Origin of the sequence: Mesorhizobium hawassense, assembly GCF_003289945.1 — a bacterium.
Lineage (GTDB): Bacteria > Pseudomonadota > Alphaproteobacteria > Rhizobiales > Rhizobiaceae > Mesorhizobium > Mesorhizobium hawassense.
Genome location: NZ_QMBP01000017.1, coordinates 33,769 through 59,049, shown reverse-complemented (window position 1 = coordinate 59,049; position 25,281 = coordinate 33,769). Strand labels below are relative to the sequence as shown.

The 25,281-nt window shown below is 64.5% G+C and carries 28 protein-coding genes and 1 riboswitch; of the genes, 14 read left to right on the top strand and 14 right to left on the bottom strand.

Features of this window, described 5'->3' with window-relative positions:
* Positions 1-33: 33 nt before the first annotated feature.
* Positions 34-2,622 carry a TIGR02302 family protein gene (locus tag DPM33_RS27720; RefSeq protein WP_112100587.1) on the top strand — a complete coding sequence of 863 codons (2,589 nt, stop codon included), beginning with the start codon at positions 34-36 and terminating at the stop codon, positions 2,620-2,622.
* A 30-nt stretch (positions 2,623-2,652) separates the two neighbouring features.
* A complete protein-coding gene (locus tag DPM33_RS27715) occupies positions 2,653-3,018 on the top strand; it encodes a glyoxalase superfamily protein (protein WP_112100586.1) in 366 nt (121 codons plus the stop codon).
* Between the two features lie 26 nt (positions 3,019-3,044).
* Here the strand turns inward: DPM33_RS27715 and DPM33_RS27710 are convergent, their stop codons facing one another.
* The gene (locus DPM33_RS27710; protein ID WP_112100662.1) at positions 3,045-3,929 is read right to left on the bottom strand and encodes a LysR family transcriptional regulator; all 885 of its coding nucleotides are present in this window, start codon (positions 3,927-3,929) and stop codon (positions 3,045-3,047) included.
* A gap of 262 nt (positions 3,930-4,191) precedes the next feature.
* Here DPM33_RS27710 and DPM33_RS27705 point away from each other — a divergent pair, with 262 nt between their 5' ends.
* Positions 4,192-5,157 carry a DMT family transporter gene (locus DPM33_RS27705; protein WP_112100585.1) on the top strand — a complete coding sequence of 322 codons (966 nt, stop codon included), beginning with the start codon at positions 4,192-4,194 and terminating at the stop codon, positions 5,155-5,157.
* Here DPM33_RS27705 and DPM33_RS27700 read toward each other — a convergent pair.
* The 3 genes from DPM33_RS27700 to DPM33_RS27690 form a co-directional block, all read right to left on the bottom strand.
* A complete protein-coding gene (locus DPM33_RS27700; protein WP_112100584.1) occupies positions 5,140-5,511 on the bottom strand; it encodes a response regulator in 372 nt (123 codons plus the stop codon). The two genes, DPM33_RS27705 and DPM33_RS27700, sit on opposite strands and share 18 nt — an antisense overlap.
* An 83-nt stretch (positions 5,512-5,594) precedes the next feature.
* Positions 5,595-6,137 (bottom strand): hypoxanthine phosphoribosyltransferase, encoded by a 543-nt coding sequence (gene hpt, locus DPM33_RS27695; protein WP_112100661.1) that lies wholly within the window; start codon positions 6,135-6,137, stop codon positions 5,595-5,597.
* A 177-nt stretch (positions 6,138-6,314) separates the two neighbouring features.
* Positions 6,315-6,950, bottom strand: a complete 636-nt coding sequence (locus tag DPM33_RS27690) for a hypothetical protein (RefSeq protein ID WP_112100583.1) — start codon at positions 6,948-6,950, stop codon at positions 6,315-6,317.
* A 180-nt stretch (positions 6,951-7,130) separates the two neighbouring features.
* Here DPM33_RS27690 and ftsE point away from each other — a divergent pair, with 180 nt between their 5' ends.
* From ftsE to DPM33_RS27675, 3 genes are all read left to right on the top strand, one after another.
* Complete coding sequence (gene ftsE / locus DPM33_RS27685; RefSeq protein ID WP_027167480.1) at positions 7,131-7,790, top strand: cell division ATP-binding protein FtsE; 660 nt, start codon at positions 7,131-7,133, stop codon at positions 7,788-7,790.
* Positions 7,783-8,775 carry a cell division protein FtsX gene (locus tag DPM33_RS27680; RefSeq protein WP_112100582.1) on the top strand — a complete coding sequence of 331 codons (993 nt, stop codon included), beginning with the start codon at positions 7,783-7,785 and terminating at the stop codon, positions 8,773-8,775. The genes ftsE and DPM33_RS27680 overlap by 8 nt, the downstream gene beginning before the upstream one ends.
* A gap of 201 nt (positions 8,776-8,976) precedes the next feature.
* Positions 8,977-9,657, top strand: a complete 681-nt coding sequence (locus tag DPM33_RS27675; RefSeq protein ID WP_245442420.1) for a YdcF family protein — start codon at positions 8,977-8,979, stop codon at positions 9,655-9,657.
* Here the strand turns inward: DPM33_RS27675 and DPM33_RS27670 are convergent.
* Positions 9,654-10,271: a pyridoxamine 5'-phosphate oxidase family protein gene (locus tag DPM33_RS27670; RefSeq protein ID WP_112100580.1), complete on the bottom strand. Its 618-nt coding sequence runs from the start codon at positions 10,269-10,271 to the stop codon at positions 9,654-9,656. The genes DPM33_RS27675 and DPM33_RS27670 overlap by 4 nt on opposite strands.
* Before the next feature lie 101 nt (positions 10,272-10,372).
* On the opposite strand from DPM33_RS27670, the gene DPM33_RS27665 reads away from it, so the two are divergent.
* Together DPM33_RS27665 and DPM33_RS27660 are read left to right on the top strand one after the other, a co-directional pair.
* Positions 10,373-11,275: a LysR family transcriptional regulator gene (locus DPM33_RS27665; protein WP_112100579.1), complete on the top strand. Its 903-nt coding sequence runs from the start codon at positions 10,373-10,375 to the stop codon at positions 11,273-11,275.
* A 166-nt stretch (positions 11,276-11,441) separates the two neighbouring features.
* Positions 11,442-12,236, top strand: coding sequence for a lysophospholipid acyltransferase family protein (locus DPM33_RS27660; protein WP_112100578.1), 795 nt, complete (start codon positions 11,442-11,444; stop codon positions 12,234-12,236).
* Between the two features lie 4 nt (positions 12,237-12,240).
* On the opposite strand, the gene DPM33_RS27655 is transcribed toward DPM33_RS27660, so the two are convergent.
* From DPM33_RS27655 to DPM33_RS27640, 4 genes are all read right to left on the bottom strand, one after another.
* Positions 12,241-12,861 carry a LysE family translocator gene (locus tag DPM33_RS27655; RefSeq protein WP_112100577.1) on the bottom strand — a complete coding sequence of 207 codons (621 nt, stop codon included), beginning with the start codon at positions 12,859-12,861 and terminating at the stop codon, positions 12,241-12,243.
* Between the two features lie 147 nt (positions 12,862-13,008).
* Entirely contained in the window at positions 13,009-13,956 is a 948-nt protein-coding gene (locus tag DPM33_RS27650; RefSeq protein ID WP_112100576.1) for an aldo/keto reductase, read from the bottom strand.
* 80 nt (positions 13,957-14,036) lie between these two features.
* Entirely contained in the window at positions 14,037-14,198 is a 162-nt protein-coding gene (locus DPM33_RS36405; RefSeq protein ID WP_167449247.1) for a hypothetical protein, read from the bottom strand.
* Positions 14,195-14,716: a gamma-glutamylcyclotransferase gene (locus DPM33_RS27640; RefSeq protein WP_112100574.1), complete on the bottom strand. Its 522-nt coding sequence runs from the start codon at positions 14,714-14,716 to the stop codon at positions 14,195-14,197. The genes DPM33_RS36405 and DPM33_RS27640 overlap by 4 nt, the downstream gene beginning before the upstream one ends.
* A 109-nt stretch (positions 14,717-14,825) precedes the next feature.
* Between DPM33_RS27640 and DPM33_RS27635 the strand changes: the two genes are divergently transcribed.
* Positions 14,826-15,824 (top strand): DUF2125 domain-containing protein, encoded by a 999-nt coding sequence (locus DPM33_RS27635; RefSeq protein WP_112100573.1) that lies wholly within the window; start codon positions 14,826-14,828, stop codon positions 15,822-15,824.
* A gap of 7 nt (positions 15,825-15,831) precedes the next feature.
* Positions 15,832-16,767 (top strand): sugar kinase, encoded by a 936-nt coding sequence (locus tag DPM33_RS27630; protein WP_112100572.1) that lies wholly within the window; start codon positions 15,832-15,834, stop codon positions 16,765-16,767.
* A gap of 355 nt (positions 16,768-17,122) precedes the next feature.
* Here DPM33_RS27630 and DPM33_RS27625 read toward each other — a convergent pair whose 3' ends face one another.
* Together DPM33_RS27625 and hisC are read right to left on the bottom strand one after the other, a co-directional pair.
* Positions 17,123-18,058 carry a prephenate/arogenate dehydrogenase family protein gene (locus tag DPM33_RS27625; protein WP_208648458.1) on the bottom strand — a complete coding sequence of 312 codons (936 nt, stop codon included), beginning with the start codon at positions 18,056-18,058 and terminating at the stop codon, positions 17,123-17,125.
* A 6-nt stretch (positions 18,059-18,064) separates the two neighbouring features.
* Positions 18,065-19,168 carry a histidinol-phosphate transaminase gene (gene hisC, locus DPM33_RS27620; RefSeq protein ID WP_112100570.1) on the bottom strand — a complete coding sequence of 368 codons (1,104 nt, stop codon included), beginning with the start codon at positions 19,166-19,168 and terminating at the stop codon, positions 18,065-18,067.
* A 141-nt stretch (positions 19,169-19,309) separates the two neighbouring features.
* Positions 19,310-19,387: riboswitch (SAM riboswitch) on the top strand.
* Positions 19,388-19,483: 96 nt separating this feature from the next.
* Between hisC and metX the strand changes: the two genes are divergently transcribed.
* From metX to DPM33_RS27605, 3 genes are read left to right on the top strand one after another with little or no spacing between them, the layout of a single operon-like run.
* Complete coding sequence (gene metX / locus DPM33_RS27615; RefSeq protein ID WP_112100569.1) at positions 19,484-20,653, top strand: homoserine O-acetyltransferase MetX; 1,170 nt, start codon at positions 19,484-19,486, stop codon at positions 20,651-20,653.
* 31 nt (positions 20,654-20,684) lie between these two features.
* The gene (gene metW, locus DPM33_RS27610; protein WP_112100568.1) at positions 20,685-21,299 is read left to right on the top strand and encodes a methionine biosynthesis protein MetW; all 615 of its coding nucleotides are present in this window, start codon (positions 20,685-20,687) and stop codon (positions 21,297-21,299) included.
* A 53-nt stretch (positions 21,300-21,352) separates the two neighbouring features.
* Positions 21,353-22,345, top strand: a complete 993-nt coding sequence (locus DPM33_RS27605; protein ID WP_112100567.1) for a glycosyltransferase family 2 protein — start codon at positions 21,353-21,355, stop codon at positions 22,343-22,345.
* A gap of 20 nt (positions 22,346-22,365) precedes the next feature.
* On the opposite strand, the gene DPM33_RS27600 is transcribed toward DPM33_RS27605, so the two are convergent.
* Together DPM33_RS27600 and DPM33_RS27595 are read right to left on the bottom strand one after the other, a co-directional pair.
* Complete coding sequence (locus DPM33_RS27600) at positions 22,366-22,821, bottom strand: macro domain-containing protein (RefSeq protein ID WP_112100566.1); 456 nt, start codon at positions 22,819-22,821, stop codon at positions 22,366-22,368.
* A 13-nt stretch (positions 22,822-22,834) separates the two neighbouring features.
* Positions 22,835-23,155: a DUF1330 domain-containing protein gene (locus DPM33_RS27595; RefSeq protein ID WP_112100565.1), complete on the bottom strand. Its 321-nt coding sequence runs from the start codon at positions 23,153-23,155 to the stop codon at positions 22,835-22,837.
* Between the two features lie 331 nt (positions 23,156-23,486).
* Here DPM33_RS27595 and DPM33_RS27590 point away from each other — a divergent pair, with 331 nt between their 5' ends.
* Entirely contained in the window at positions 23,487-24,416 is a 930-nt protein-coding gene (locus tag DPM33_RS27590) for a glycosyltransferase family 2 protein (RefSeq protein WP_112100564.1), read from the top strand.
* 13 nt (positions 24,417-24,429) lie between these two features.
* Here DPM33_RS27590 and DPM33_RS27585 read toward each other — a convergent pair whose 3' ends face one another.
* Positions 24,430-25,230 (bottom strand): DUF1194 domain-containing protein, encoded by an 801-nt coding sequence (locus tag DPM33_RS27585; RefSeq protein WP_112100563.1) that lies wholly within the window; start codon positions 25,228-25,230, stop codon positions 24,430-24,432.
* Positions 25,231-25,281 lie beyond the last annotated feature (51 nt).

Sequence of the window (25,281 nt, the reverse complement as noted above, 5' to 3'; positions counted from 1 at the left end):
GTCCGGGCTATTCTGCCCGGGCAGGAAGGGCCGATGACGGAACGACCCACTTCCAGCGGCGAGCGCAGCCTGGCCGGGCGCCTGGCGCTCAGCCGGTTGGTGACGCGGGCCTCGATGGTCTCCGAGCGCGGCTGGCCGCTCGTGCTGCCGCTGCTGGTCTTGGTCAGCCTGTTCCTCAGCCTTTCATGGTTCGGCCTGTTTCCGCGCCTGCCCGACGCGGCGCGCATCGGCCTCCTGATCCTGTTCGCGCTGGCGGCGATAACGGCCCTCTTTCCGCTCCGCTTCTTCCGCATGCCGACGGCCGTCGAGGTCGACCGGCGCATCGAAGCGGCGAATGAATTGCTGCACAGCCCGGTGCAGGTGCAGACCGACCGTCCGAGCGGCGCCGAGAGCATCTTCTCGCAGGCGCTGTGGCGCGAGCACCAGAAACGCATGGCCGAGCGGCTTTCGAGCCTCGGTGCCGACCGGCCGCGCAGCAGCGTGCCGGACTATGACCGCTGGGGCCTGCGCGCCGTCGCCGCGCTGCTGTTCGTCACCGCCCTTGCCTTCTCCTTCGGCCCCTTTGGCGGCAGGATCAGCGACGGTTTCGTCGCCCGCGCCGCGCGCGATACCGTGCCGCCACGCATCGACGCGTGGGTGACGCCGCCTGCCTACACCGGCAAGGCGCCGCTGTTTCTCACAGCCGACGCCAACCAGGCCGTCCAGACCTTTTCAGTGCCGCAAGGCAGCGACGTCTCGCTGCGAGTCACCGGCGGCTCGGGCGAGGAAACGCTGAGCTTTGCCGATACCGGCGGCAACGCCCGCGCCATCGAGCCCGCGGCGCCCAAGGCGCCCGCGCCCGCCACCGGCCAGGTGGCGCCCAAGGTGCGCCAGTTCTCCGGCAAGCTGAACACCGACGGCACGCTGACGCTGAAATCCGGCGACGGCGATATCGGCCACTGGGCCTTCGCCGTGATCCCCGACAAGCCGCCGACGATCCGCTTCGTCGGCGAGCCGAAACGCGCCGTCAACGGCTCCATCGAGCTCAACTACGAGATCGCCGACGACTATGGCGCCGCCTCCGCCAAGGCCGTTTTTGAGCTGTCGAACCCGCCGGCCGCCAATGCGCATCCGCTCTACGGCGCGCCCGACATGCCGCTGACCCTGCCGCGCCGCGGCGGCAAGACGAACGTGGCTAAGACGACCAAGGACCTGACGGAGCATGTATGGGCCGGCTCCAGCATCAAGCTGACGCTCAGCGTCACCGACGATGCCGGCCACACCGCGACCAGCGACACCAAGACGCTTGCGATGCCGGAGCGGCCCTTCGCCAACCCGCTGGCCCGCGCGGTGGTCGAACAACGCCGGCTGCTGGCGCTCGACACCAATGCCAAGCCGCGCGTTCTCGACCTGGTCGACGCGATCACGCTGCGCCCCGAGGACACGTTCGACAACATGTCGAACTATCTCGCCATCATGAGCGCCAGGAGCCGGCTGAAACTCTCCGAGAGCGACGACCAGTTGCGCAACGTCGTGTCCTATCTGTGGGAGATCGCGCTCGGCATCGAGGAAGGCAATCTGTCGGCCGCCGAGCGGCGGCTGCGCCAGGCGCAGCAGGCGTTGCAGGACGCGATCAAGAACGGCGCCAGCGATCAGGAGATCGAAAAGGCGATGAAGGAACTGCGCGAGGCGATGAACCAGTTCCTGCAGGAATTCGCCCAGCGCGCGCAGCAGAATCCGAACGCGCCGCAGATGCAGCAGAACGGCCGCGAGCTGCGCCAGAGCGACATCGACCGCATGATGGACGAGATCGAGAACCTGGCCAAATCGGGTGATCGCGACAAGGCCCAGCAGCTCCTCTCCGAGCTGCAGGACATGATGAACAACCTGCAGGCCGGCCGCCAGCAGCAGGGCGGCGAGCAGGACAGCGAGATGCGCCAGCAGATGGACAAGCTCGGCGACATCATGCGGCGCCAGCAGGAGATGATGAACGACACCTTCCGCCTGGACCAGATGCAGCGCGGCCAGCGTGGCGAAGGCGGCGAGCAGCAGCTCGGCGAGGATGGCGAACAGGGCCAGTCCGACGACCAGAAGCGCCCCGGCCCCGGCCAGGACCGCGATCCGCTCGGACGGCCGAAAATGTCGCCGAAGGACTTCGCCGATGCGCTGAAGCAGCTGCAGGAAGGCCAGGGCCAACTGCAGAGCGAGCTCGACAAGCTGAAGAAAGGCCTCGAAGGCATGGGCATGGAGCCCAATGAGGGCTTCGGCGAGGCCGGCAAATCGATGGGCAATGCCGAGCAATCGCTCGGCCAGGGCGACGGCGACCAGGCCGTCGGCCACCAGGGCCGCGCGCTGGAAGCGCTGCGCCGCGGCGCCAAGGAAATGATGAAGCAGATGCAGGCCATGCAGGGCGACCAGGGCGGCAGTGAGCAGGGCGGCCGCCAGCAGGACGCCGACCGCGATCCGCTCGGACGGCCCCGCGCCACCAACGGCCCGGATGACGGCACCTCGGTCAAGGTTCCCGACGAGATCGACGTGCAGCGCGCCCGGCAAATCCTCGACGCGATCCGCAAGCGGCTCGGCAACGCGCTGAGCCCCGACATCGAGCGCAGCTATCTCGAAAGGCTGCTGGAGCTGAAGTAAGCTCGCCTGCTTCATTACGGATTGCCGCCTATGCCGAAGCTTGGAACCGTAACCCCGATCCTGCGCATGTTCGACATCGCCAAGGCGCGGGAATTCTATCTCGACTTCCTCGGCTTCGAGGTCCGCTTCGAACATCGCTTCGACGACGTTGGGCCGCTCTACATGGGCATCGCCCGCGACGGATGCGAATTGCATTTGAGCGAGCACCACGGCGACGGCTCGCCCGGCGCCAATGTCCGGGTCGAGGTGGTCGGCATCGTCGACCTGCACCGCGAGTTCATGGCCAAGAAATACCGCTTCAACCGGCCGGGCCTGGAGACGACGCCGTGGGAAACGAAGGAGGTCACGGTGATCGATCCTTTCGGCAACCGCCTGACTTTCTTCGAAAAGGATTGAACTCGGCCCGGGCCGCCGGCAGCCCGTCAAAGATCGGCCGTCGCGCCCGCCTGCCTGGTCAGCATGAAAGCCTCGCGGATCGCGTTCTCCATGCCGTCGATCGCTTCGCCGGTCGCCAGCGGATTGCGATGCAGCACGACATTGGAGGAATCGATGTCGCCGAACCCGTCGGTACTTGTCAGTTCCCGGCAATCGGGCGGGATGTTGCTGCGCGAGATCGGCGCGATCGCCAAACCGGAAGTGACCGCGAGCGCTAGGCCGCCATTGGTGTCGCTGGTGTAGGCGACGCGGTAGTCGAGACCGCGCTGTTGCAGCGACTTGATGGCGAAGTCGCGGCACCAGCCGTTGCGGCTGTAAAGCGCGATCGGCACCGGCCGTTCCTCATGCATGTGATGCAGCGTCGACGTCACCCACACCGTCGGGTCGTGCATCAGCACCTCGCCGCCTGAAGAACCTTCCCATTCGAACACCACGGCGAGATCGAGTTCGCCCGCCGCAAGCGCCCTCACCTGCGAATCCGAATGCGCGTAGCGCACCGTGACCTCGACGCGCGGATGCCGCTTGGCAAATTCGCCGAGCGCCCGCGACAGGATCGAACGGCCATATTCGGCCGGGATGCCGATGCGCACCAGCCCGCCGAGCGGCGGCGCCACCAGTGAGGCCGCGGTCTCGTCCAGCAGCGAGACGATCCGGCGGGCGTTGGCGATGAGCTCGCCGCCGCGACGTGTCAGCGCCACGCCGCGCGAACCGCGCTCGAACAGATTGTCGCCGACCATGTCCTCCAGCTTCTTCATCTGCATGGACACGGCCGACTGGGTGCGCCCGGCTTTCTCCGCCGCGCGCGTGAAATTGCCGGTTTCTGCCACCGCCACGAAGGTGCGCAGGAGATCGCTGTCGAGGACTGGTTTCATCGAAACGCCATAAGGAAATCTGATTGCTGGCATCATTCCAATTCGTTTGCAACATGTCAAACGCCGCAGGATAGTCGCGTTACCCATTGGATATGCGGTCGCGATTCGGCCGCGGACCAGTCGAAGAGTCCTCACTCGTACCCGCTGCCTGAAAATGGTAGCGGGTTCTTTTTAGGAGTAGTTCCAGGAAAAGCGCTTGCGGCTTTCCGCCCGGAATTACTCGGAATTATTGAATAAAGCGGCTCGCGGGGGGCCGAAACTGATGCAGAACCGGATGGTGCTTGGCATTCTGAGCCTCTGCATCGGCGTGCTGGTTTTTTCGCTGCAGGATCCGCTGGTGAAGGCGGTGTCGGGCGGCTATCCGGTGACCGAGGTGATGGCGATCCGCGCCATCGTCGCGCTGCCGATCCTGATCGTCATCGTCCAGGCCGATGTCGGCCTGAAGGCGGTGCTGTCGAAGCGCTTCGGCATGCTGACGCTGCGGGCCTTCATCCAGTTCTCGTCCTATACGGTCTACTATCTGGCGATCGCCGCCTTGCCGCTGGCCGACGCGGTGGCGCTGTATTTCATGGCGCCGCTGTTCATCATGGCGATGGCCGGCCCCTATCTCGGCGAGCGCGTCTCGTGGAAGACGCTGGCGACGGTGCTGATCGGCCTGGTCGGCGTGCTCGTCATGGTGCGTCCGGGCGCTGGCGTGTTCGACTGGGCGGCGTTGCTGTCGCTGGGCTCGGCCTTCCTCTACGGCTTCTCGCAGTTGATGGCGCGCCGGATCGGCGACACCGAATCATCGACCGTGATGGCCTTCTACCAGAACGGCGCCTATCTCAGCGGTGCCATAGCCGTTGCGACCGTGTTCCATCTTGCCGGCATCACCCATGCGGCGCATCCGAGCGTCGAATTCCTGGTGCGGCCATGGGTGTGGCCGACAATGCCGGATTTCCTGAAGATGGCCGCCTGCGGCTTCGTCGCATCCGCCGGCATGATCCTGTTGTCGCAGGCCTACCGCATGGCGCCGGCCAACCGCGTCGCCACCTTCGAGTATACCGGCATCCTGTGGTCGCCGCTGTGGGGTTTCCTGTTTTTCGCCGAAGTGCCGCGCGAAACGACCGTGCTGGGCGCGGCGCTGATCATCGGCGCCGGCCTGCTGGCGCTCAACGGCGAACGCCGGCGAAGCACGGCGCCCCAGGCGGCGGTTACACCGGCTGCAGTCTCAAGCGAAGCAGCTTAGCGCCCGTCCCACACGAGTGCGGATCTCGGCGAGCGTGAACGGCTTCTGCACGACGTCGAGGATGATGCCGTTGAGTTCCTCGGCGCGCTCGCGCTGGTCGGCGTAGCCGGTCATCAGCATGATCTTCATCGTCGGGAACTCTCTCGCCGCCGCCGTCGCCATCTCGATGCCGTCCATTTCCGGCATGCGGATGTCGGACACCACCAGATCGTAGCCGCCAAGCGCCTGCCGGATCATATCCAGCCCATGCGCGCCGTCGGTGGCGATGGTGACATTATGGCCGTCACGCTCCAGCGCGCGGGCAGCGAGGGTGCGGACGGAGTCATCGTCCTCGACGATCAGAAGCTTTGCCATGCCGAAATAGATGCCGCTGAATCGTTGACGTTTTCTGAAAATTCTAACGATCGGCGGCTTTTCGGCGTGACTTCGTCGCCTCGTCAGGCATCGCCCTTTACCACGCCGACGAACGGCAACTCGCGGAACGCATGGGCGACGTCCATGCCGTAGCCGACGACGAAATAGTCCGGACAGTCGAAGCCGACATAGTCGGCGTTGAGCGCGGTCTGACGGCGCATGCGCTTGTCGAGCAGCACCGCGATGGCGCAGCTCTTGGCGCCGCGCGAAAGCATCAGGTCGCGGGTGTAGGAAAGCGTCTTGCCGGATTCCAGTATGTCGTCGATCAAAAGCACATCGCGGCCGGTGACCTCGTTGTCGATGTCGCGCAGCACCCTGACCTCGCCGCTGGTGGTGCCGGCACCGTAGCTGGAGATGAAGATGAACTCGACTTCCGGCGACAGGCCGACATCATGCATGGCGCGGATGAGATCGGCGGCGAAGACGAACGAGCCCTTGAGGATCGAGATCACCAAGAGATCGTGGTAGTCGCGCCCGGCGATTTCCTTGGCGAGCTCGAGATTGCGGCGCGCGATCGCCGACGCCGAAAACAGGACCTCGATGTCCTTGCCGCGTACAACTGGCATGCTTTTATCCTTCGAATCGACGGCAACGCCGGACACTAGGTGTGTCGAGATTCAGGTCAGGCCGAGTCGAGACCGATGGCTCCCGAGAACCGGAGCGGAGCGTACTTGAAGTACGTGAGCACCGGAAGCGCAGGAAGCCGCTATTTGCAGGCCGGCCTCACCTGAATATCGACCCGTCTAGCCGGCGAAGATGACTGCGACGGTCCTGACGCCGTCTTTAGGCACATCGAGGCGGCTGGAAAAGCCGAATCTTTCGCCGGGCGCCAGCGAGCGGTTGGATGTCCCCAGCCTGTAGCGGATGATGTTGGAGTTGTTGTCGGTGACGCGGATTTCGAGCGGTGGCAACGCCTCCGACCTCATCCCGTCATTGGCTGCCTCGCCATCGACGAACAGCACCGGCTTCAGGCCCGACGCATCGATGCGCGACGTCACGCCGGAGATGGTCAGCGCGCCCGCCGGCGCCGCGGCCACCCGGAACGGACTTTGCCCGACAAGCGCATGACCGCCCGACACCCAGAAGGAGACCAGCGCTATGCCGACGCCGGCGATCCAGAACATCGGGCCGCCCCGCGAGGGCCGCGGCGGCGCGGCCTCGGGTTTGCGCAGCATGCCCATGCCTTCGATCGACGGCGTCGAGGGGATCTGCGGCAGGGGCGCCGCCGATCCCGGCTGCGCGGCAAAACGCGGCAGCACCACATAGTCGGCATCGACGATGTCGGCCGCCTCGAATATGGCGCGCTCCGGCGCGGCATTTGTTGCCGGACCGGTCATGATTTCGCCGGAAACAGGGCGCGCGGTTTGATCGTCAGCCATTACGGCACCAGTGGAGTCTTCGTTTCTTTTGCGTAAACGCAATTGGTTAACGCTTCCCCACCGGAATGGTCCTGACGAGGGCTGATCGTTGAAAAATTAACTGCCGGTTAACCATGCCGGCCGATGGTCTGTTAATGTAGATTGTGGCGCGTCGCCGCCGAAAGTTTCAGGTCGCCGAACGTGATCCGCTTCGAAAATGTCGGCCTCCGCTATGGCATGGGTCCGGAAATCCTCCGCGACATCTCCCTGCACATTCCGGAGCGCTCCTTTCAGTTCCTGAGCGGCCCCTCGGGCGCCGGCAAGACGACCTTGCTGCGCCTTTTGTTCATGTCGCTGAAACCGACGCGCGGCCTGATCACCATCTTCGGCAAGGACCGCTCGCGCATTTCGCGCGGCGAGCTGCCGCTGCTTCGCCGCCGCATCGGCGTCGTGTTCCAGGATTTCCGCCTGCTCGACCACATGACGACCTACGAGAATGTCGCGCTGCCTTTGCGCGTGCGCGGGCGCGAGGAAGCGAGCTACCGCACAGACGTCACCGAGCTTCTGAAATGGGTCGGCCTCGGCGACCGCATGCATGTGCTGCCGCCGGTGCTGTCGGGCGGCGAAAAGCAGCGCGCCGCGATCGCGCGCGCCCTGATCGAGCAGCCGGAAATCCTTTTGGCCGACGAGCCGACCGGCAATGTCGACCCGCCACTGGCGCGCCGGTTGCTCAGGCTGTTCATCGAGCTCAACCGGCTAGGCACCGCCGTCGTGATCGCCACCCACGACCTCGGCCTGATGGAGCAGGTCGATGCGCGCCGCATGATTCTGGCCGGCGGAAGGTTGGACGTCTATGACTGACTTTCCGGCCGACCATCTCCAGGACGAAGCCGACGCCGAGGCGCCGGTGACGGTCCGTCGGGTCCAGCGCAAGACGGCGCCGATCGTGCCGGCGCAGAACATCGCCGGCCGGGCGCTGGTGCTGGTCATCGCCATCATGACCTTCCTGTCCTGCCTCACCTTCGGGGCGGTGACGCTTGTGCGCGATACCGCCTCGGTCTGGGAGAACCAGATCTCGCGCGAGGCGACGATCCAGATCAAGCCGGCCGACGGCCTCGACATGGAGGCGGCTCTCGCGCAGGCCTCGCAGATCGCCAGCGAGTTTCCCGGCGTCAAGGGCACCAAGATCATCGACCGCGACGCCACGGCGCGGCTTCTGGAGCCGTGGCTGGGCAGCGGCCTCAACATCGACGAGCTGCCGGTGCCGCGCCTGATCATCGTCACCATCGACGAAGCCAGCCCGCCGGACTTCGCCGCCATGCGCGCCGCCATCACGCCGAAAATCGCAACCGCCGCGCTCGACGATCACCGCACCTGGGTCGACCGCCTGGTCGCCATGGCGCACACGACGGTGACGATCGGCATCGCCGTTCTGGTGCTGATGCTGTCGGCAACGGTGCTGACGGTGGTGTTCGCCACGCGCGGCGCCATGGCCGGCAACGGCCATATCATCGAGGTGCTGCATTTCGTCGGCGCCGAGGCGCGCTTCATCGCGCGCGAATTCCGCTGGCATTTCCTGGTCACCGGCATGAAGGGCGCCGCCGCCGGCGGCGCGCTGGCGATCGTCGTCTTCATCGTCTTTTCCTGGTGGTCGTCGCGCAACATGGCCACACCCGAGGCCGACCAGGCGACCGCATTGTTCGGCAATTTCGCCATCGGCTCGGCAGGCTATTTCGGCGTCGGCCTGATGGTGCTGGTGATCGGCGCGCTGACCGCGGCAACCTCGCACGCGACCGTCGTCGCCTATCTCAGCGACATCGACGTTCGCCAGCCGGATTCGGGCTGATGATCTCCAAGCGAAACGCGACGGAAAGCGTTATATACAAACCGGACAAGGATCACGGATTGGGCAACTGCCGTAACGCAAAGTGCGCCGTCTCACCTATCAAAGGCCGCATTTCAGAGTTAACCATTGTATGTTTTCAGGATTAACCTGGGGATGATGGACGCGCGGGACTCGATCGGGATAGCTGGACGGATGCCGGCGATGCGTACGCATATCGCTGCTCCCGCGAGGTCCGGTCGTCTCAAGCTCGCTTTGCGCGTCTGCGGTTTCGTCGTTCTCGCCGTGCTGGTGCTCTTTGCCGGCGGCTTCGGCTGGTTTGCCAACAAGGTCAGCCATATGACGACCCCGCTCAATCCGGCCAAGGCCGATGCCATCATCGTGCTCACTGGCGGTCAGTCGCGGCTCGACGCGGCGATGGACTTGCTTGCCTCAGGCAAAGGCGAACGGCTGCTGATCAGCGGCGTCCATCCGTCGGCCACCAAGCGCCAGTTGCAGGCGGCAATGGGCGGCGACAAACAGCTCTTCTCCTGCTGCGTCGACATCGACCGCGCCGCGCTCGATACCATCGGCAATGCCGAGGAAAGCGCCAAATGGGTGGAAAACCACGCCTATGGCAGCATCATCATCGTCACCAACAACTACCACATGCCGCGCAGCCTGCTCGAGATGGGCCGACTGCTGCATGGCGCGCACCTCGAGCCCTATCCGGTGGTCAACACCAATCTCGGCAACGGCAATTGGCTGACCAAGCCGGAGGCGCTGCGCGTGCTGCTGACCGAATACAGCAAATATGTGCTGTCGCTGGCGCGCGGCTTCCTGCCGCTTCGCACGACGCCTGAAGGCATGACGCTGGCGCAAGCCTCCTCGGTATCCAAAAACTAAGCTTCAGTTGACGCGCTGCGCAGGCGCGCGATCTCCTGCTCCAGACCGGCGATGTGCCTGTCGCGCTCGGCAAGGGCCGCGGCGACGTCCGCCGCCTCGAAACGCTGCGGAATGTGCTGCGGACAATTGGCATCCCAAGCCGAGGCCGTGAACAGGATCACCTGCTCCGGCCGAGCCTTGTAATCGGCCGGCATCAGCCTTGCCGTCAGCTCGGAATCGCCCTCGACGACACGCGCGCTGCCCCAGATCTTGATGCGCTGCCGCAGCATGTAGTCGATCAGGAACAGGAACGCCTGGCCATTGTCCTCGAGATTGCCCTGGGTGATGAACTGCCGATTGCCGGAGAAATCTGCAAAGCCGATCGTGTGTTCGTCGAGCACCTTGAGGAAGCCGGCAGGCCCGCCGCGATGCTGGATGTAGGGCTGGCCTTCGGCGTTGGCCGTCGCCAGGAACACGCTGGTCTGCGCCTCGATGAAGGCGGCAAGGTCCGGCGTGATTGTTGCCCGCCATCCGCCGCGCTGCTCGACGCGAGCATAGGAGTCGCGCGACCCCTTGCGGAACTGGATGGCCTTGACGGTCGGCGTAAAGGCGACATCGCTGGTAAATTCATTCATGCTGGCGCTCCTCGGACAGGGTCGCACAAGAAATAGCCCCTTCCGGAAATCGGATGTAGAGAGCATATTCGCAACTCATCCTTCCATATTTCGGAAGAATAATGGATCGCCTGGACGCCATGTCCCTGTTCGTCGCAACGGTGGAGGCCGGCAGCCTTTCCGCCGCAGCCAGACGTGCCGACGTGCCGCTGGCGACGGTCAGCCGCAAGCTCTCCGAACTGGAGAAGCATTTGACGACGCGCCTGCTCAACCGCTCGACGCGCCGCCTGACACTGACCGATGCCGGCCAGTCCTATCTCATCGCCTGCCGCCGTATCCTCGACGAGGTGAGCGATGCCGAGCGAACCGCCGCCGGCGAATATTCGAGCCCGACAGGCGAACTGGTCATCACGGCGCCGGTCGTCTTCGGCCGCCTGCATGTGCTGCCGGTGATCACCGGCTTCCTCGCCCTCTATCCGCAGGTTGACGTCCGCCTGACCTTGTCGGACCGGATCACCCAACTGGTCGAGGAGCATATCGATCTGGCCGTGCGCATCGGCGAGCTGCCGGATTCGGCCATGGTCGCGATCCGCGTCGGCTCGATCCGCCGCATTGTCTGCGCCAGTCCCGCTTATCTTGCCAAGCGCAGCACGCCGGCGACCCCGCCGGAGCTTGCCGGCCACAACTGCATCACCTTCGAAGGTCTCGCCGCTCCCGCGACATGGAGCTTTGGCTCCGGCAAGACGGAAACCGCGGTCGCGGTCCGCTCGCGCCTTCAGGTCAACACCGCCGAGGCGGCGATCGATGCCGCGATCGCCGGGCTTGGCCTGACGAAAGTCCTCTCCTACCAGGCCGATGCCGCCGTGCGCGCCGGTGCGCTGCGGGTGGTGATGGAACCGTTCGAGCCGCCGCCCTGGCCGGTCAGCCTCGTTCATGCCGGCCAGAGCCGGCTGCCGGTAAAGCTGCGTGCCTTCCTCGATTTCGCCGCACCGCGCCTCAAGGAGCGGCTGGCGCGGTCATTGTAAGCAATTCCAGGAAAAGTGCATCGCGGTTAGGTTCGGCGACTTCGCCGTAACCCTCCGTTCCGGAATTGCGGCAAAACAAGAGTGGCAGAGCGTTCGACCACGGCGCCGTTTCCTTTTTGCCGCCGCTTGGTGTAACCAACGCACTCTTCCTTATCGGGCCCCTTGCATGCTCATCATCCGCTCGCTGGCGTTCAACCTCGTCTTCTATCTCAGCCTGGTCGTCCAGATGATCTTCTGGACGCCCTATTATTTCCTGTCGCCGCGCCACCGCGCCTGGTTCGTGCCGAAATTCTGGTCGCGCACCTCGATGTGGCTCTACGACAAGATCGCCACGACGAAGAACGAAATCACGGGGGTCGAGAATCTGCCGGAAGGATCCTTCATCCTGGCGCCGAAGCATCAATCCTTCTGGGATGCGATCGCCTTCTTCCCCTACCTCGACGACGCGCTCTACATCCTGAAGCGCGAGCTGACCTGGATCCCCTTTTTCGGCTGGTACATCATGAAAATGCGCATGATCCCGGTCGATCGCGGCAGCCGCTCGAAGGCGCTGAAGGCGGTCGTCACCGCGACCAGGCAGGAAATGGATCGCAATCCGCGCCAGCTCATCATCTACCCTGAAGGCACCCGCCGCCCGCCGGGCGCCGAGCCGTCCTACAAATACGGCATCGTCGAAATCTATTCGCAACTGGGCGTCCCCGTGGTGCCGGTCGCCCATGTCGCCGGCCTCTATTGGCCGCGCCGCAAATTCCTGCGCTATCCCGGCACCATCAAGGCCCGCTTCCTGCCGCCGATCCCGCCCGGTCTTAGCAAGGACGAATTCATGCAGCGGCTGATCGGCGAGACCGAAGCCGCCTGCGACCAGATGCTCGTCGAGGCGGCGCAGGCGCCGAACCCGCCGCCCATGCCGCCGACGGCGGTGAAGCGGCTGGCGGAACTCGGCGTGACCGTAAAAGCCTGATCCGCTATCGCAGCGCCGCCAGCGCAGTCGTCAGCACCAGCGTCGCGGCAAACACCAGGTTGATGACCCGCGACGCCAGCGGACGGCGCAGGAACCGCGCCAAAGCGGTTCCGGCGAGCAGCCAAACGACATGAATGGCGACGATCATCGCGACGAGCACCAGGAGTCTGGTGGAAACGCCCAGTGCATCGGTTTGCGAGGCGGCGCCCGCGAAGACCGCGGCGATCGCCACATAGGCTTTCGGGTTGGCGACGGCGAGCATGAAGCCGCCGAGAAAACTGGGCTTCGTCGCCATGCTCCCGCGCTCCGCCAAGGGCGGCGCGGTTGCAATCTTGAAAGCCAGATAAAGGATATAGGCGGCCGAAAGGATCGCCAGCACCGTGGCCAGTCCAGGTACCGAGGCGAGCATGCCGACAATCCCGGCGGCGACGACCAGAAGCACGGCGATCGTTCCAAGCACCAAGCCCCATGTGTAACTCAGCGAGGCGCGCAGGCCGAATGCCGCGCCGATGGCGGTGACGCTGATGGTCGACGGTCCGGGGCTGCCCATGACCACGGTCGCCGCCAGGACCAGCGCCAGCACTTGCTGCCAGGGCATCGCTCCGCCCGAGATACCACCGGCCATCCCAAAACCTTCTCCTGCCGCGATGCGACAGGATTTACGAGGGTTTTGTCATGGCCGTCTTGGACGATCGTGCACACTTGCCGGCGAAGGCCGGAAGCGCAGGAAGCCGCCATTTGCAGACCGGCCTCACCTGAACATCAACGCGCCTTAGGCGCTGGCCCGATCCAGTGCTCCGATATCGTCGGCCGAAAGCTTCAGTGACGCGGCGCGGACCAGACTGTCCATCTGGGCCGGCGTCGTGGCGCTGGCGATCGGCGCGGTGACGCCGGGCCGCGCGATGATCCAGGCCAGCGCCACTTCCGCCTGCTTGGCGGAATGGCGCTCGGCGAGCGCATCGAGCGCGGACAGGATGCGCATGCCGCGCTCGTTGAGATACTCGGCCACGCCCTCGCCGCGCTCGCTTTGGCCGAGGTCCGCCTTGCTGCGGTATTTGCCGCTCAGAAAACCCTTGGCGAGGCTGAAATAGGTGATGACGCCGAGATCCTCGGCCTTGCAGAGGTCGAGCAGTGGCCCGTCGAGCGAGAAACGATCGTACAAATTGTATTCAGGCTGCAGAACCTCGTAGCGCGGCAGGCCGCGCAGGCTGGCGACGTCGAGCGCGGCGCGCAACTGGCCGGCATCGAGATTGGAGCAGCCCGGATAGCGGATCTTGCCCTTTTCGAGCAGGCGCTGATAGGCGCCGAGCGTCTCCTCGTAGGGCGTGCCCGGGTCCGGCCAGTGCGAGAGATAGAGGTCGATGACATCGACCTGCAGCCGCTTCAGTGAAGCGTCGACCGCCTTTTCGATATAGGCGGCGGAGAGATCCTTCTTGCCCTGGCCCATGTCGGAACCGACCTTGGTGATGATCACGACCTTGTCGCGATTGCCGCGGCTCTTTATCCAGTTGCCGATGATGGTTTCCGATTCGCCGCCCTTGTTGCCGGGAACCCAGCGCGAATAGGCATCGGCCGTGTCGACGGCATTCAGGCCCGCCCCGACGAACCGGTCGAGCAGGTCGAAGGAGGTCTTCTCGTCGGCGGTCCAGCCGAAGACGTTGCCGCCCAGGACCAGAGGCGCGATGGAAAGATCGGTGCGACCGAGACGGCGTTTCTGCAAGACTGATCTCCGTGATGCTGGAACGGGCCTGATACCCGGGGATGGAGGTTGCGCCTAAGCTAGGTCGTGCCCGGCGGAGGTCAAAGGCATGGTTTTGCTTTTTGATCGGACCAGAGCAATTCCAGCAAAAGTGCGCAGCGGTTAGGCTTGGCGGCTTCGCCGTAGCCTTGCGTCCGGAATTGCGTAAAAACAAAGAGATAGAGCATTGGAGGCGATCTTTCTTCGCCGGAAATGCGCTTCACGAAGGCGAGACTAGGCGGCCCACCTCTTCCAACCAGTTATCGCGGATGCCCAGCGCCTCGAGATGATCGAGCGTGCTGAGCACATAATCCTCATTCCGGCCTGACTGGCCGACGGCGCCGCGAACGATCCTTGCCGCATGATCGGCATCGAGCCCGCCGGCATATTGCTGATGCTGCCGGTCGACGATGTAGGCCACCGCCTCGACCGGGCCGCCGCCATCCAGCCGGATGTCGAGCATGCGTTCGAGATAGACGCTGGTCACCAACTCGCGCTCGCGCAGATAGGAAAGCACTTCGTCGCGCAGATTGCCCGGGACACGATAAGCGAGGCCGATGCAGGAACCGCCCCGGTCGAGGCCGAGCACCAGCCCCGGCCGCCCGCGCGTGCCGCGATGCACGAAGGAATAGACGCAAAGCGCGCGCCGATATCCGTAAAGCCGGGCACGGCGCGTCTCGACATGGGCAAATCCGGGCCGCCAGATCAGCGACCCATAGCCAAAAACCCAAAAATCGCCCATATCGCCAAGCCTGATCGCATTCGAGTGAATGGCACCGCACCTTTAAGGTGCTTCCCCGCGTATTTGCGCGAGCGAATGCCCTCCTACCGGGGTTAACGAGAGCCGCAGCATGACGTCAAGTGACCAGCGACCGCCCAGACTTCGCCGCCGGCTGTTGTGGCTTGCCGCATTTCTTGTCGTGGTGTTCGCCGTCTACAGCGGCGGTTGGTTCTACCTGGCCGACAGGCTCAAGACCGAGGCCGAACAGGCTTCGGCGAAACTCCAGGCCAACGGTATCGTCGCCGGCTGCGCCAATCTCACCGTTAGCGGCTATCCGATGAGCTTCACGGTCTCCTGCGACAACATCGCCTATGAGGACGACGTCCGGAAGGTCGCCGCCTCCACCGGCAGCTTCAATGCCGTCGCGGACATCACCGCACCTTTGTCGCCCGTCGCCGACCTGCGCGGCCCGCTGAGGACGATGGCGCCCGGCACGCCTCCGCTCTTCATCGATTGGGACCAATTGCAGGCGAACGTCAAAGTGTCGTGGCCGCTGCCGAGGAGCGTCTCGCTGCAGGCCGACGGCCTTTCCGGTCAGACCGATCCGCAGGATGACACCGATCCGATGCAATTGTTCAGCGCCGGCAAGGCGGCCGGCCAGTTGCAGCCGGTCGGCAAGGACATCAATTATGTCGGCAGCTTCGGCGATCTGGAGATCAACCCGGATGCCATCGACGGACGCGTGCTGCCGGCGCTGGACGGCAGCGGCGACGTAACGCTGAAGAACGGCGTGGCGTTGGTCGCGGCGCCCCCGAAGAGCCTGCGCGGCCAGTCGATCGACATCGCCAAGCTCGACCTGTCGTCCGGCACGGCGCGCATCACGGTGTCCGGACCGGTCTCGGTCGATGCGCAAGGACTGGTCGACGGGGATCTGATGATCAAGCTCAAGGATCCGAAAGCGGTGGCTTCTATCCTTGCCGGCGCGGTCCCCGAGCATAAAAGCGAGATCGAGCAGGGCTTTGCCGCCCTGTCGATGCTTGGCAAAGAACCGTCGATGCCGCTGAAGATCGTCAAGGGCAAGGCCTCGCTGGGTTTCATCCCCCTCGGCAAGATCAAGCCGTTGGAATAGCGCAGCGATGGCTAAGCCGGTCAGACTGCTCAACGTCGGCGCCTTCACCCTCGACACCATCCTTCGCGTCGAGACGCTGCCCACGCATCAAGGCAAGTTCATCGCCAGCGACGGCGTCCAGATCGCCTCAGGCATGGCGACGAGCGCCGCCTGCGCCGCCCACCGCCTCGGCGCCGAAGTGTCTTTGTGGGCAAGCGCCGGCGACGATCTCGTCGGCGACCAACTCGTCGCCGATATCGAGGCCGAGGGCGTCGACTGCAGCCTGATCCGCCGCGTCGCCGGCGCGCGGTCGGCGCTGGCCGCGATCCTGATCGACGCGCATGGCGAGCGCGTCATCGTCCCCTTCTACGACAAAAAGGCGCAAGCCGACCCCGAGGCGCTGCCGCTTGCCGACCTCTCCGGCTTCGACGCCGTGCTGGTGGATGTTCGCTGGCCGGGCGCCGCGGCGCTCGCCCTAAATGCGGCCCGATCGATCGGCCGTCCGGCAATCCTGGATGCCGACACTGCGCCGGTCGAGGTGCTGGAGCGCTTGCTGCCGTTGGCCTCGCACATCATCGCGTCGGAGCCGGCGGCGCGCATCGTCTGCGGCCACGCGCTCGATCCGGAAAGCGCCTGCGCCGACCTCGCCTCGCGCATCGATGCCTTTGTCGCTGTCACCGGCGGCGCGGCCGGCACCTGGTGGCACGACCGGACCACCGGACGCGTGCGCCATGTCGAGGCGCCGAAGGTCAAGGCTGTCGACACGCTTGCCGCCGGCGACGTCTTCCACGGCGCCTTCGCCGTCGGCCTCGCCGAGGCCATGCCCATGGAAGAGGCCCTGCGCTTTGCCAGCGCCGCCGCCGCGCTCAAATGCTTGCGCTTCGGCGGCCGGCTCGGCGCGCCGGACCGGGCCGAAACGCTGGCCATGATGGCGACGCACTGGCCACCGTCGGAACAAGGGTAGTTCCTCGACACCGGGATTTTGAAGGGTTGCCGTTTGTCGGCGGGTAGACTTCACCATCCTTGTCGTGAGATCGGTGCCAACTCAGGGAATTGGCGGAAAGTCTGCCTATCTCGTCATCCTAGGGCGAAGCAAGGAGCGAAGCGACGCGCGCAGACCCTAGGATCCATGCCGTGACGCTAAAGCATTGCAGCAGTTACAGAATTTTGCGTCTGCTGCACCTTACGTCGAACGTCACGGAATGGATTCTCGGGTCAAGCCCGAGAATGACGACCGAGTGGGCGTTTCGGCCAATCTTGGAAGGTATACCACCTTCCGCCGCAGACATAGCCGACCGGTCAAAATCCGGTGCGGAAGCCTAAGGCTTGGCCGGATGTTCGACGGCCTGGCGGCCAAAGTCCGGCACGTCGATATCCTGGCCGGCCTCGATGATCGAGCGGCGGATGGCGCGGGTGCGGGTGAAGAGATCGAACAGCTTTTCACCGTCGCCCCAGCGGATCGCGCGCTGCAGCGAGGCCAGATCCTCCGAAAAACGCGCCAACATCTCCAGGATCGCGTCCTTGTTGTGCAGGCAGACGTCCCGCCACATGGTCGGATCGGAGGCGGCGAGGCGGGTGAAGTCGCGGAAACCGGAAGCGGAATATTTGATGACTTCGCTCTTGGTCACCGCTTCCAGATCGTCGGCCGTGCCGACGATGTTGTAGGCGATGATGTGCGGCAGATGCGAGACGATCGCGAGCGTCATGTCGTGATGCTGCGGGTCCATCGTATCGATGTTGGAGCCGCAGCGCCGCCAGAATTCCGAAAGCTTCTCGAGGGCCACGGGATCGGTGCCCGGTAGCGGCGTGAAGATGCACCAGCGGTTCTCGAAGAGATCGGCGAAGCCCGCATCCGGTCCGGATTTCTCCGTGCCCGCCAGCGGATGTCCGGGGATGAAGTGCACGCCTTCCGGCACATGCGGGCCAATCTGCGCGATGACGGAGGCCTTGGTCGAGCCGACATCGGTGAGGATGGCGCCCTTCTTCAGCGCCGGTGCGATCTCGGCCGCGACCTCGCCGGACGAGCCGACCGGAACCGAGACGATGACGAGGTCGGCATCGCGCACGGCTTCGCTGGCATCGGTGCTGTAGGAATCGCCAAGCCCAAGCTCGTCGGCGCGATTGAGCGTCGATGCGCTGCGCGTCGAAATCGCGATGTGCTTGGCAAGCCCCTCGCGGCGGATGACGCGAGCCAGCGACGAGCCGATCAGGCCGATGCCGACCAGCGCTATTTTCTCGAACATCGGTGATGCCATGGTGTTCTAGCTTTTCAGGAAGGTCTTCAGCGCCTCGACGACGCCGCGATTGGCCTCTTCGATGCCGATGCTCATGCGCAGCGCATTGGGGAAGCCGTAACCGGTGACGCGGCGCAATATATAGCCGCGCGCGCTCAGATAATCGTCCGCGGCGGCCGCCGAGTGCTTCTTGTCGTCGGGGAAGTGGATGAGCAGGAAATTGCCGACGCTGGGCGTGACGCGCAGCCCGAGCCCGATCATCTGCTCGCTCAGCCATGCCAGCCATTTCTCGTTGTGCAGCACGCTGCGCTCGACATGGGCGCGGTCGCGGATCGAAGCGATGCCGGCCTCGAGCGCCGTGGCATTGACGTTGAAGGGACCGCGCACCCGGTTGATGGCATCGACGATATGCGCCGGTCCGTACATCCAGCCGACGCGGGCGCCGCCAAGGCCGAGCTTGGAGAAGGTGCGTGTCATCACCACGTTCTCGGCGCTGCCGGCGAGCTCGATGCCGGCTTCATAGTCGTTGCGCCGCACATATTCGGCGTAAGCCGCGTCGAGCACCAGAAGCACGTTCCTGGGCAGGCCGGCATGCAGGCGCCGCACCTCGCTGAACGGCAGGTAGGTGCCGGTCGGATTGTTGGGGTTGGCGAGGAAGACGATGCGTGTCGCTGGCGTCACCGCCGCGAGGATCGCGTCGACATCGGCGCGTTCGTCCGTTTCCTTGACAGCGACCGGCTTGGCGCCGGCCGCCTGGATGTAGATCTTGTAGACCATGAAGGCGTGTTCGGTGAACACGGCCTCGTCGCCCGGCGCGAGATAGGTCTGCGCCAAAAGCCCCAGGATCTCGTCGGAACCGTTGGAGCAGATGATGTTGGCCGGGCTCAGCCCATGCACCTCGGCGATCGCCTCGCGTAGCCGGCGGGCGGTCCCGTCGGGGTAGACGTCGAGCTTGGCCGCCACTTCGCGCGCGGCCTCGATCGCCTTCGGCGAAGGCCCCAGCGGATTTTCGTTCGACGACAGTTTGTAGACCTTCGTCACGCCGGCGGGCGCGGTGCTTTTTCCCGGCACATAGGCCTCGATGTCCATGATGCCCGCGCGTGGCGTCGGACGGGGCTGATCCTGCTTCATGTCACAAATCCATCGAGAAGGCCTTGAAGGCCGCAGCGGAAATACAGGCCATGGCCCGGAATGTCGAGTGCCGGTGGTTGGCATCCGCGCCCGCAGGGAGGTACCCGTTGACGAACGGCGGCGCTGGTCCTAGAAGGACTGCCAGACTTCCGTGGTGATTTGGCCGGTCGGCTTGCAGCCACGTTAAACAACTCGCTAAAGGGCCGTTTGCAACCTGTAACCGGCTTTGCGACGGCAACGCCGGTTTTTTGTTGTCCGCGGCCGGCCGGACACGGCATCGGGACGAGACCGATGCGACACAGGATGAGGACGGACATGGCCGCTCAGCGCGCTGCAAGAACCAAGGACGAGGTCGACCATCCGTCGAGCCCGGTGCTGCAGTTCGGCCCCGACAAGCCGCTGAAGCTCGACGCCGGCACGTTGCTCTCGCCTTTCCAGATCGCCTACCAGACCTATGGCACGCTCAACGACGCGCGCTCCAACGCCATCCTCGTCTGCCACGCGCTGACCGGCGACCAGCATGTCGCCAACACCAATCCGGTGACCGGCAAGCCCGGCTGGTGGGAGGTGCTGATCGGCCCCGGCAAGATCATCGACACCAACCGCTTCTTCGTCATCTGCTCCAACGTCGTCGGCGGCTGCCTTGGCTCGACCGGCCCGGCCTCGACCAATCCGGCGACCGGCAAGCCGTACGGGCTCGACCTGCCGATCATCACCATCCGCGACATGGTGCGCGCGCAGGCGATGCTGGTCGACCATTTCGGCATCGAAAAGCTGTTTTGCGTGCTTGGCGGCTCGATGGGCGGCATGCAGGTGCTGGAATGGGCGGCCAGCCACTCCGAGCGCGTCTTCTGCGCCCTGCCGATCGCCACCGGCGCCCGCCATTCCTCGCAGAATATCGCCTTCCACGAGGTCGGGCGGCAGGCCGTCATGGCCGATCCGGAATGGCATGGCGGCAAATATCTCGACTTCGGCAAGCGGCCGGAAAAAGGGCTCGCCGTCGCGCGCATGGCCGCGCACATCACCTATCTGTCGGAAGCAGCGCTCCACCGCAAGTTCGGCCGCAACCTGCAGGATCGCGAGGCGCTGACCTTCGGCTTCGACGCCGATTTCCAGATCGAAAGCTATCTGCGCCACCAGGGCATGACCTTCGTCGACCGCTTCGACGCCAATTCCTACCTCTATCTGACCCGCGCGATGGACTATTTCGACCTGGCCGCCGATCACGGCGGACGCCTCGCCGATGCCTTCGCCGGCACCAGGACGCGCTTCTGCCTGGTTTCCTTCACCAGCGACTGGCTGTTCCCGACCGAGGAGAGCCGGTCGATCGTGCATGCCTTGAACGCGGCCGGCGCTTCCGTCTCCTTCGTCGAGATCGAGACCGATCGCGGCCACGACGCCTTCCTGCTCGACGAGCCGGAGCTGTTTGCGGCCATCAACGGCTTCATCGCGTCGGCCGCCCGTGCCAGGGGGCTCGGCGCATGAACCAAGAAAGTTGCAGGCAGGAGGCGAAGCCATGAGCGTCAACCGCGCCCAGCGTGTCGACCTCGACGTCGTCACCGATCTCATTCCTGCGCATTCGCGCGTGCTCGATGTCGGCTCCGGCGACGGTGTGCTCCTGGAACTGCTGCAGGAGACCAAGCAGGTCGACGGCCGCGGCCTAGAACTGTCGCAGCGCGGCGTCAACGAATGCGTGGCGCGCGGCCTTTCCGTCATCCAGGGCGACGCCGACACCGACCTTGCATTCTACGCCGACAAAGGCTTCGACTTCGTCGTCCTGTCACAGACGCTGCAGGCGACGCGCAACCCGAAGATCGTGCTCGACCAGTTGCTCAGGATCGGCAACCGCGCCATCGTGTCCTTCCCCAATTTCGGCCATTGGCGCGTACGCTTTTCGCTGCTGATCAAGGGCAGGATGCCGGTCACCAAGGACCTGCCCTACTCCTGGTACGACACGCCCAACATCCACTTCTGCACCATCCGCGACTTCGTCAATTTGTGCGAGGAACTCGGCGCGACGGTGGAGAAGGCGACCGCGCTCGACGCCAACGGCCAGAAGATCGGCCTGTCGATGCCCTGGTGGTTCTGGAACTTCTTCGGCCAGCAGGCGGTGTTTTTGCTGAAGCGTTGAGGGTGGCTTCGCTTCGGGCTTTTTGATAAGTCCCGTCTCGGGCGGGGCGGAACATGGCGGCGGAACTACCTACCTATTCGGTCGTCCTGGAGACGGACAACGCAAAATTCATCGCCTGGGACGAGATCGGCGTCGGGTTGAAGGCCCTTGCGCGTGAGATCGCGATCGTTTCCTCAACCGGCGTGCCGAAGCCGAAGCTTGTCGTCTCGCATGGCGGGCCGGCGATCGACGACGGTGTCCTGCGGGACAATATCGAAGCCGAAGCACCGCAACTGGCGCAAGTTGCCGACCTGGTCTTCGCGGCTTGCCCCGGCGGCCGTTACTACGATCTCAAGAACAACGGCATCGCGCTGACCGAAGGAGATGTCGTCGTCTATATGGATTCCGACACGGTTGCCGAGCCGGGCTGGCTGTGCGCCCTGCTCAAACCGTTTCAACATGCCGGAACCGTCTGCGTGAACGGGCACACCCACCTCTCACATGACGATTTTTTCTCCAGGACCTTTGCCTTGATCTGGTTCTTCCCGATGGCACAAGGCGACGAACGGTTTGCCTCGAAGCGGGCGATCAACGCCAACAACGTAGCCTTCCGCCGCGACTGGATTGCTGGCCATCCCTTTCCCCAGAACAAGGGCTTCAAGGTTTCCTGCACGCTGTTGATGCATCAGCTTCGTCGTGAGGGCCATGAAATCGTCCATGCCGACGCCCGCGTATATCACTACCCCCCGCGCGGCTGGCGGTTCTTCTACTGGCGCGCGCTGGTGACCGGCAGGGATGCCGACCGCAAACATGTCGAGCTCCATTCCCCCAATCGCGCCCAGCGTATCGTCAAATCCTTCACTCGCTGGGGGACATTGTCGTGGCGTACGATCCGACGCGTGACAACCCTCGCGTCCGGCACCGGCATGCCGCTCTGGCAGGTCCCCTTTTCAGTGGCTGTTGGCCTGGCCTTCTATACGCTGGCGTTTTTCGGCCATTTTGGCTTGGCCGCCGGCCTCGTTCGCGACGAGGCCGAAATGGTGCCGGACTATGTCGGACACAGCTAGTCTATTGCGCCAGCCCCAGGTTATGGCACGAATTCCACAAGCCTGTGGTCCTCGCCGCCCAGTTCTTCCTCGATGATCGAGGCTATGAGCGTCCAATCCCCGCCGGCGAGGCCGGCACCGATCTTTGGATAACCGATGCGCCGGCCGGAAAACCTGGCCTTGACCGCTTTCATGACGTTGCGGATGGCCTCGTAGTCAGCCTTGACGCCCTGGCCCTGCCAGTGAAACTGCGTGTAGCCGTTGATGACATGGAAAGTGCGGCCGCCACGCTCGATCTCGGCTGTCGAGATGGTTCCCATTTTGGAGCGATCGCCTTTGGCAGTCGCGAGATCGGCCGCATAGGCTTCCGGAAAACGCTGCTTGACGGCCAGGGCAATGCCCTTGCCCATCACGCATTGGCAGTTGCATCCGTGCACGATGGCATCGAACTCGCCGTCGAGCGCAAGTTGCAAAAGATCGCCGCGAATCGTCCGCATTGGCATCACCTGTTCATCCGAGCACATCTGTAGCCTTGTGCGGATGCTCGACGCCGTCAACGAAGATCACGTCGGAGCTCGAATTCCCGGTGCGCAACGACAGGATCGCCCGATAGGCCGGCGAATCGTACCAGTCTTGCACATGCTGCCTGTCCGGGAATTCGATGACGATCAGAAGGCCGGGCCAGCTGTTTTCGACGACCTCCACCTCACCGCCATGGACGATGAATCGCCCGCCGAACGGCGCCAGCGTGGCGTCAATCTTCTCAAGATACTCGATTATCCAGGGTCCCGGCGTGACTTGGCGCATATGGGCAACGGCGTAGGCGGTCATGATCCTGCTCCTTCATCGGTTGAAGCCGATCGGCGGCCTCTTGGGATCATCATGCAAAAGCCAGGTAGTCCGGTCGATTACCTCGAAGGTCATCGAGAAAGCGCCGGATTTTCGTCCCTGACAGAGAACCTCACTGCGACAGCAAGGCCGTTTGTGTTGCCGTCAAACCGCAATGTTGCGGAAAAGCCGCCGATTCCGGCATTTCCTGGCGGGCGAAGCGTGACAGAAACGTGGCTTTTTTGTAGCGTCGGGCACAAATCATAAGCGGGATACGACGATAGCCATCAGACCCATCAGACAGACGCCAGAACCGACCGGTAGCGGCAGCCCGATGTCGAGCGAAGACGTTCCGCTGATTACGGTGATCACGCCGACGCACAATCGGCGCAGTCAGGTCGTACGCGCGGTGGAAAGTGTCCTGGCGCAAACGCTTACCCACTTCGAGCACATCGTGGTCGACGACGGTTCGACGGACGGGACCGCCGCCGCGCTGGCCGAAATCCGTGACCCGAGGCTGATCTATGTCGGCGCCAAATGGCGCGGCGCCAATGCGGCGCGCAATGCGGGCATCGAGCGCGCGCGGGCGCCGGTGGTGACCTTCCTCGATTCGGACGACGTCTATCTGCCCGACCGGCTGGAGCGGACGCTGGCGCGCTTCGATCAGAATCCCTCGCTCGAAGTCCTCATCAGCTCCTTCCTGTCGCTTAAGGGCAGCCGCAGCACCAAATGCATCAACCGCGAGGCCTTTCTCGACAAAAGCACGCTGCAGCGCGCCCTGGTCTCGCAGACCATCTTCATTGCCGGCTCGGCGATCACCGCACGGCACGAGTCGCTGCTCGCGATCGGCGGCTATGACAGCGACATCACGCGCATGCAGGATCGCGAGCTTCTGCTGCGCTTCGCCCGCCGCGGCGGCGCCCAACTGTCCGAAGACATCGACTGGAAGAAGTACAATTCGGAGAATTCGATCTCCGGCCGCCGCGATGGTTATGTCGCGGCCTATGCCAATCTGATCGACAAGCACCCCTACATCGCCGACCGCTATCCCGACGTTCCGCCCTACATGATCGCCCGCCAGATCATCGCCGACACCCTGAAGGGCCGGCTGCAGCAGGCCTTTTCCGGCTATCACGCCAATCGCTCGTCCAAGGCGCTCGGCTATTCGCTGCCGCAATTGCTGCGCGGTTACGTCGTCGGCCGGCGCTGGCGCCGCGACTGCTATGACGAGTTCCGCGCCAAATACGGCGCCCGGGCTGTCTGAGAAGCCGCAAGACCTATCTGTCGAGTTCCGGAAAATACGGATCTGAAAACCGCTGCCGAAGGCGCTCGCCCAGCAGACAATCGACCCGCGCCGCATCCTCGACGCGCACCGATCTCTCGTCGGTGAGGCCGCTCACCTCCTGGATCAGCTTGCGGCGGATGGCGGTCGAGAATTCGGACGCCGCGTAGATCGGCAGCACGAAGGATCCGGCCCCTCCGGTCACGCAGTCGGCGTAGTAGCGGTCGAGACGGCTGACGCTCGGCGACGGGCTGATGAGTATCGGCAGACCGTTGATGACGATACCCTTGGCGACGACGGCATCGCGAATCGCGGCGACGGGCGGCCCGATATTGTTAGGCCCGTCGCCCGATATGTCGATGACGCGGCGCGGCGCCGAGAAGCCGGTTCTCTCCAGAAGTGCGGCGCCGAAGCCGAGCGCGCCTGAAATCGAGGTGCCGCGGAAGCTGCGGAACGGCCGCGCGGCGATCATATCGGCAAAAGCGTTGGCGCTATCTTGGCCATCGATGATCCGCCAGGCAATGACCCCGTCGTCGCGCACCACGCCCGCCCATTCGAAATAGGCGAGCGCGATGCGGCCGTTTCGACCTGAGCGCACGGCGTCGATGAAGGCGGGATGGCGCAGAGCTTCGACATAGCCGGCGCGCTGCAGGGCGAACTCGTCCTCATCCATCGACTGCGAGATGTCGACGGCAAGCACGAGTTCGACATCCACCGGCGCGCCGTCGCCCGGCAGGGGCAGCGGCGCCGCCTCGGCGCAGGCAAGGCAGGCAAGCAGGCCGAACATCGCAAGCATGGCAGCCTCGAACGACCAGGCGAATCTTCCCGGCGATCGCGGCGGAAATAA

Coding starts and splice junctions, on each gene's coding strand:
- DPM33_RS27720 (WP_112100587.1), top strand. CDS start 34: ATGACGGAACGACCCACTTCCAGCGGCGAGCGCAGCCTGGCCGGGCGC.
- DPM33_RS27715 (WP_112100586.1), top strand. CDS start 2,653: ATGCCGAAGCTTGGAACCGTAACCCCGATCCTGCGCATGTTCGACATC.
- DPM33_RS27710 (WP_112100662.1), bottom strand. CDS start 3,929: ATGAAACCAGTCCTCGACAGCGATCTCCTGCGCACCTTCGTGGCGGTG.
- DPM33_RS27705 (WP_112100585.1), top strand. CDS start 4,192: ATGCAGAACCGGATGGTGCTTGGCATTCTGAGCCTCTGCATCGGCGTG.
- DPM33_RS27700 (WP_112100584.1), bottom strand. CDS start 5,511: ATGGCAAAGCTTCTGATCGTCGAGGACGATGACTCCGTCCGCACCCTC.
- hpt (WP_112100661.1), bottom strand. CDS start 6,137: ATGCCAGTTGTACGCGGCAAGGACATCGAGGTCCTGTTTTCGGCGTCG.
- DPM33_RS27690 (WP_112100583.1), bottom strand. CDS start 6,950: ATGGCTGACGATCAAACCGCGCGCCCTGTTTCCGGCGAAATCATGACC.
- DPM33_RS27680 (WP_112100582.1), top strand. CDS start 7,783: ATGACTGACTTTCCGGCCGACCATCTCCAGGACGAAGCCGACGCCGAG.
- DPM33_RS27675 (WP_245442420.1), top strand. CDS start 8,977: ATGCGTACGCATATCGCTGCTCCCGCGAGGTCCGGTCGTCTCAAGCTC.
- DPM33_RS27670 (WP_112100580.1), bottom strand. CDS start 10,271: ATGAATGAATTTACCAGCGATGTCGCCTTTACGCCGACCGTCAAGGCC.
- DPM33_RS27665 (WP_112100579.1), top strand. CDS start 10,373: ATGGATCGCCTGGACGCCATGTCCCTGTTCGTCGCAACGGTGGAGGCC.
- DPM33_RS27660 (WP_112100578.1), top strand. CDS start 11,442: ATGCTCATCATCCGCTCGCTGGCGTTCAACCTCGTCTTCTATCTCAGC.
- DPM33_RS27655 (WP_112100577.1), bottom strand. CDS start 12,861: ATGGCCGGTGGTATCTCGGGCGGAGCGATGCCCTGGCAGCAAGTGCTG.
- DPM33_RS27640 (WP_112100574.1), bottom strand. CDS start 14,716: ATGGGCGATTTTTGGGTTTTTGGCTATGGGTCGCTGATCTGGCGGCCC.
- DPM33_RS27635 (WP_112100573.1), top strand. CDS start 14,826: ATGACGTCAAGTGACCAGCGACCGCCCAGACTTCGCCGCCGGCTGTTG.
- DPM33_RS27630 (WP_112100572.1), top strand. CDS start 15,832: ATGGCTAAGCCGGTCAGACTGCTCAACGTCGGCGCCTTCACCCTCGAC.
- DPM33_RS27625 (WP_208648458.1), bottom strand. CDS start 18,058: ATGGCATCACCGATGTTCGAGAAAATAGCGCTGGTCGGCATCGGCCTG.
- hisC (WP_112100570.1), bottom strand. CDS start 19,168: ATGAAGCAGGATCAGCCCCGTCCGACGCCACGCGCGGGCATCATGGAC.
- metX (WP_112100569.1), top strand. CDS start 19,484: ATGGCCGCTCAGCGCGCTGCAAGAACCAAGGACGAGGTCGACCATCCG.
- metW (WP_112100568.1), top strand. CDS start 20,685: ATGAGCGTCAACCGCGCCCAGCGTGTCGACCTCGACGTCGTCACCGAT.
- DPM33_RS27605 (WP_112100567.1), top strand. CDS start 21,353: ATGGCGGCGGAACTACCTACCTATTCGGTCGTCCTGGAGACGGACAAC.
- DPM33_RS27600 (WP_112100566.1), bottom strand. CDS start 22,821: ATGCGGACGATTCGCGGCGATCTTTTGCAACTTGCGCTCGACGGCGAG.
- DPM33_RS27595 (WP_112100565.1), bottom strand. CDS start 23,155: ATGACCGCCTACGCCGTTGCCCATATGCGCCAAGTCACGCCGGGACCC.
- DPM33_RS27590 (WP_112100564.1), top strand. CDS start 23,487: ATGTCGAGCGAAGACGTTCCGCTGATTACGGTGATCACGCCGACGCAC.
- DPM33_RS27585 (WP_112100563.1), bottom strand. CDS start 25,230: ATGCTTGCGATGTTCGGCCTGCTTGCCTGCCTTGCCTGCGCCGAGGCG.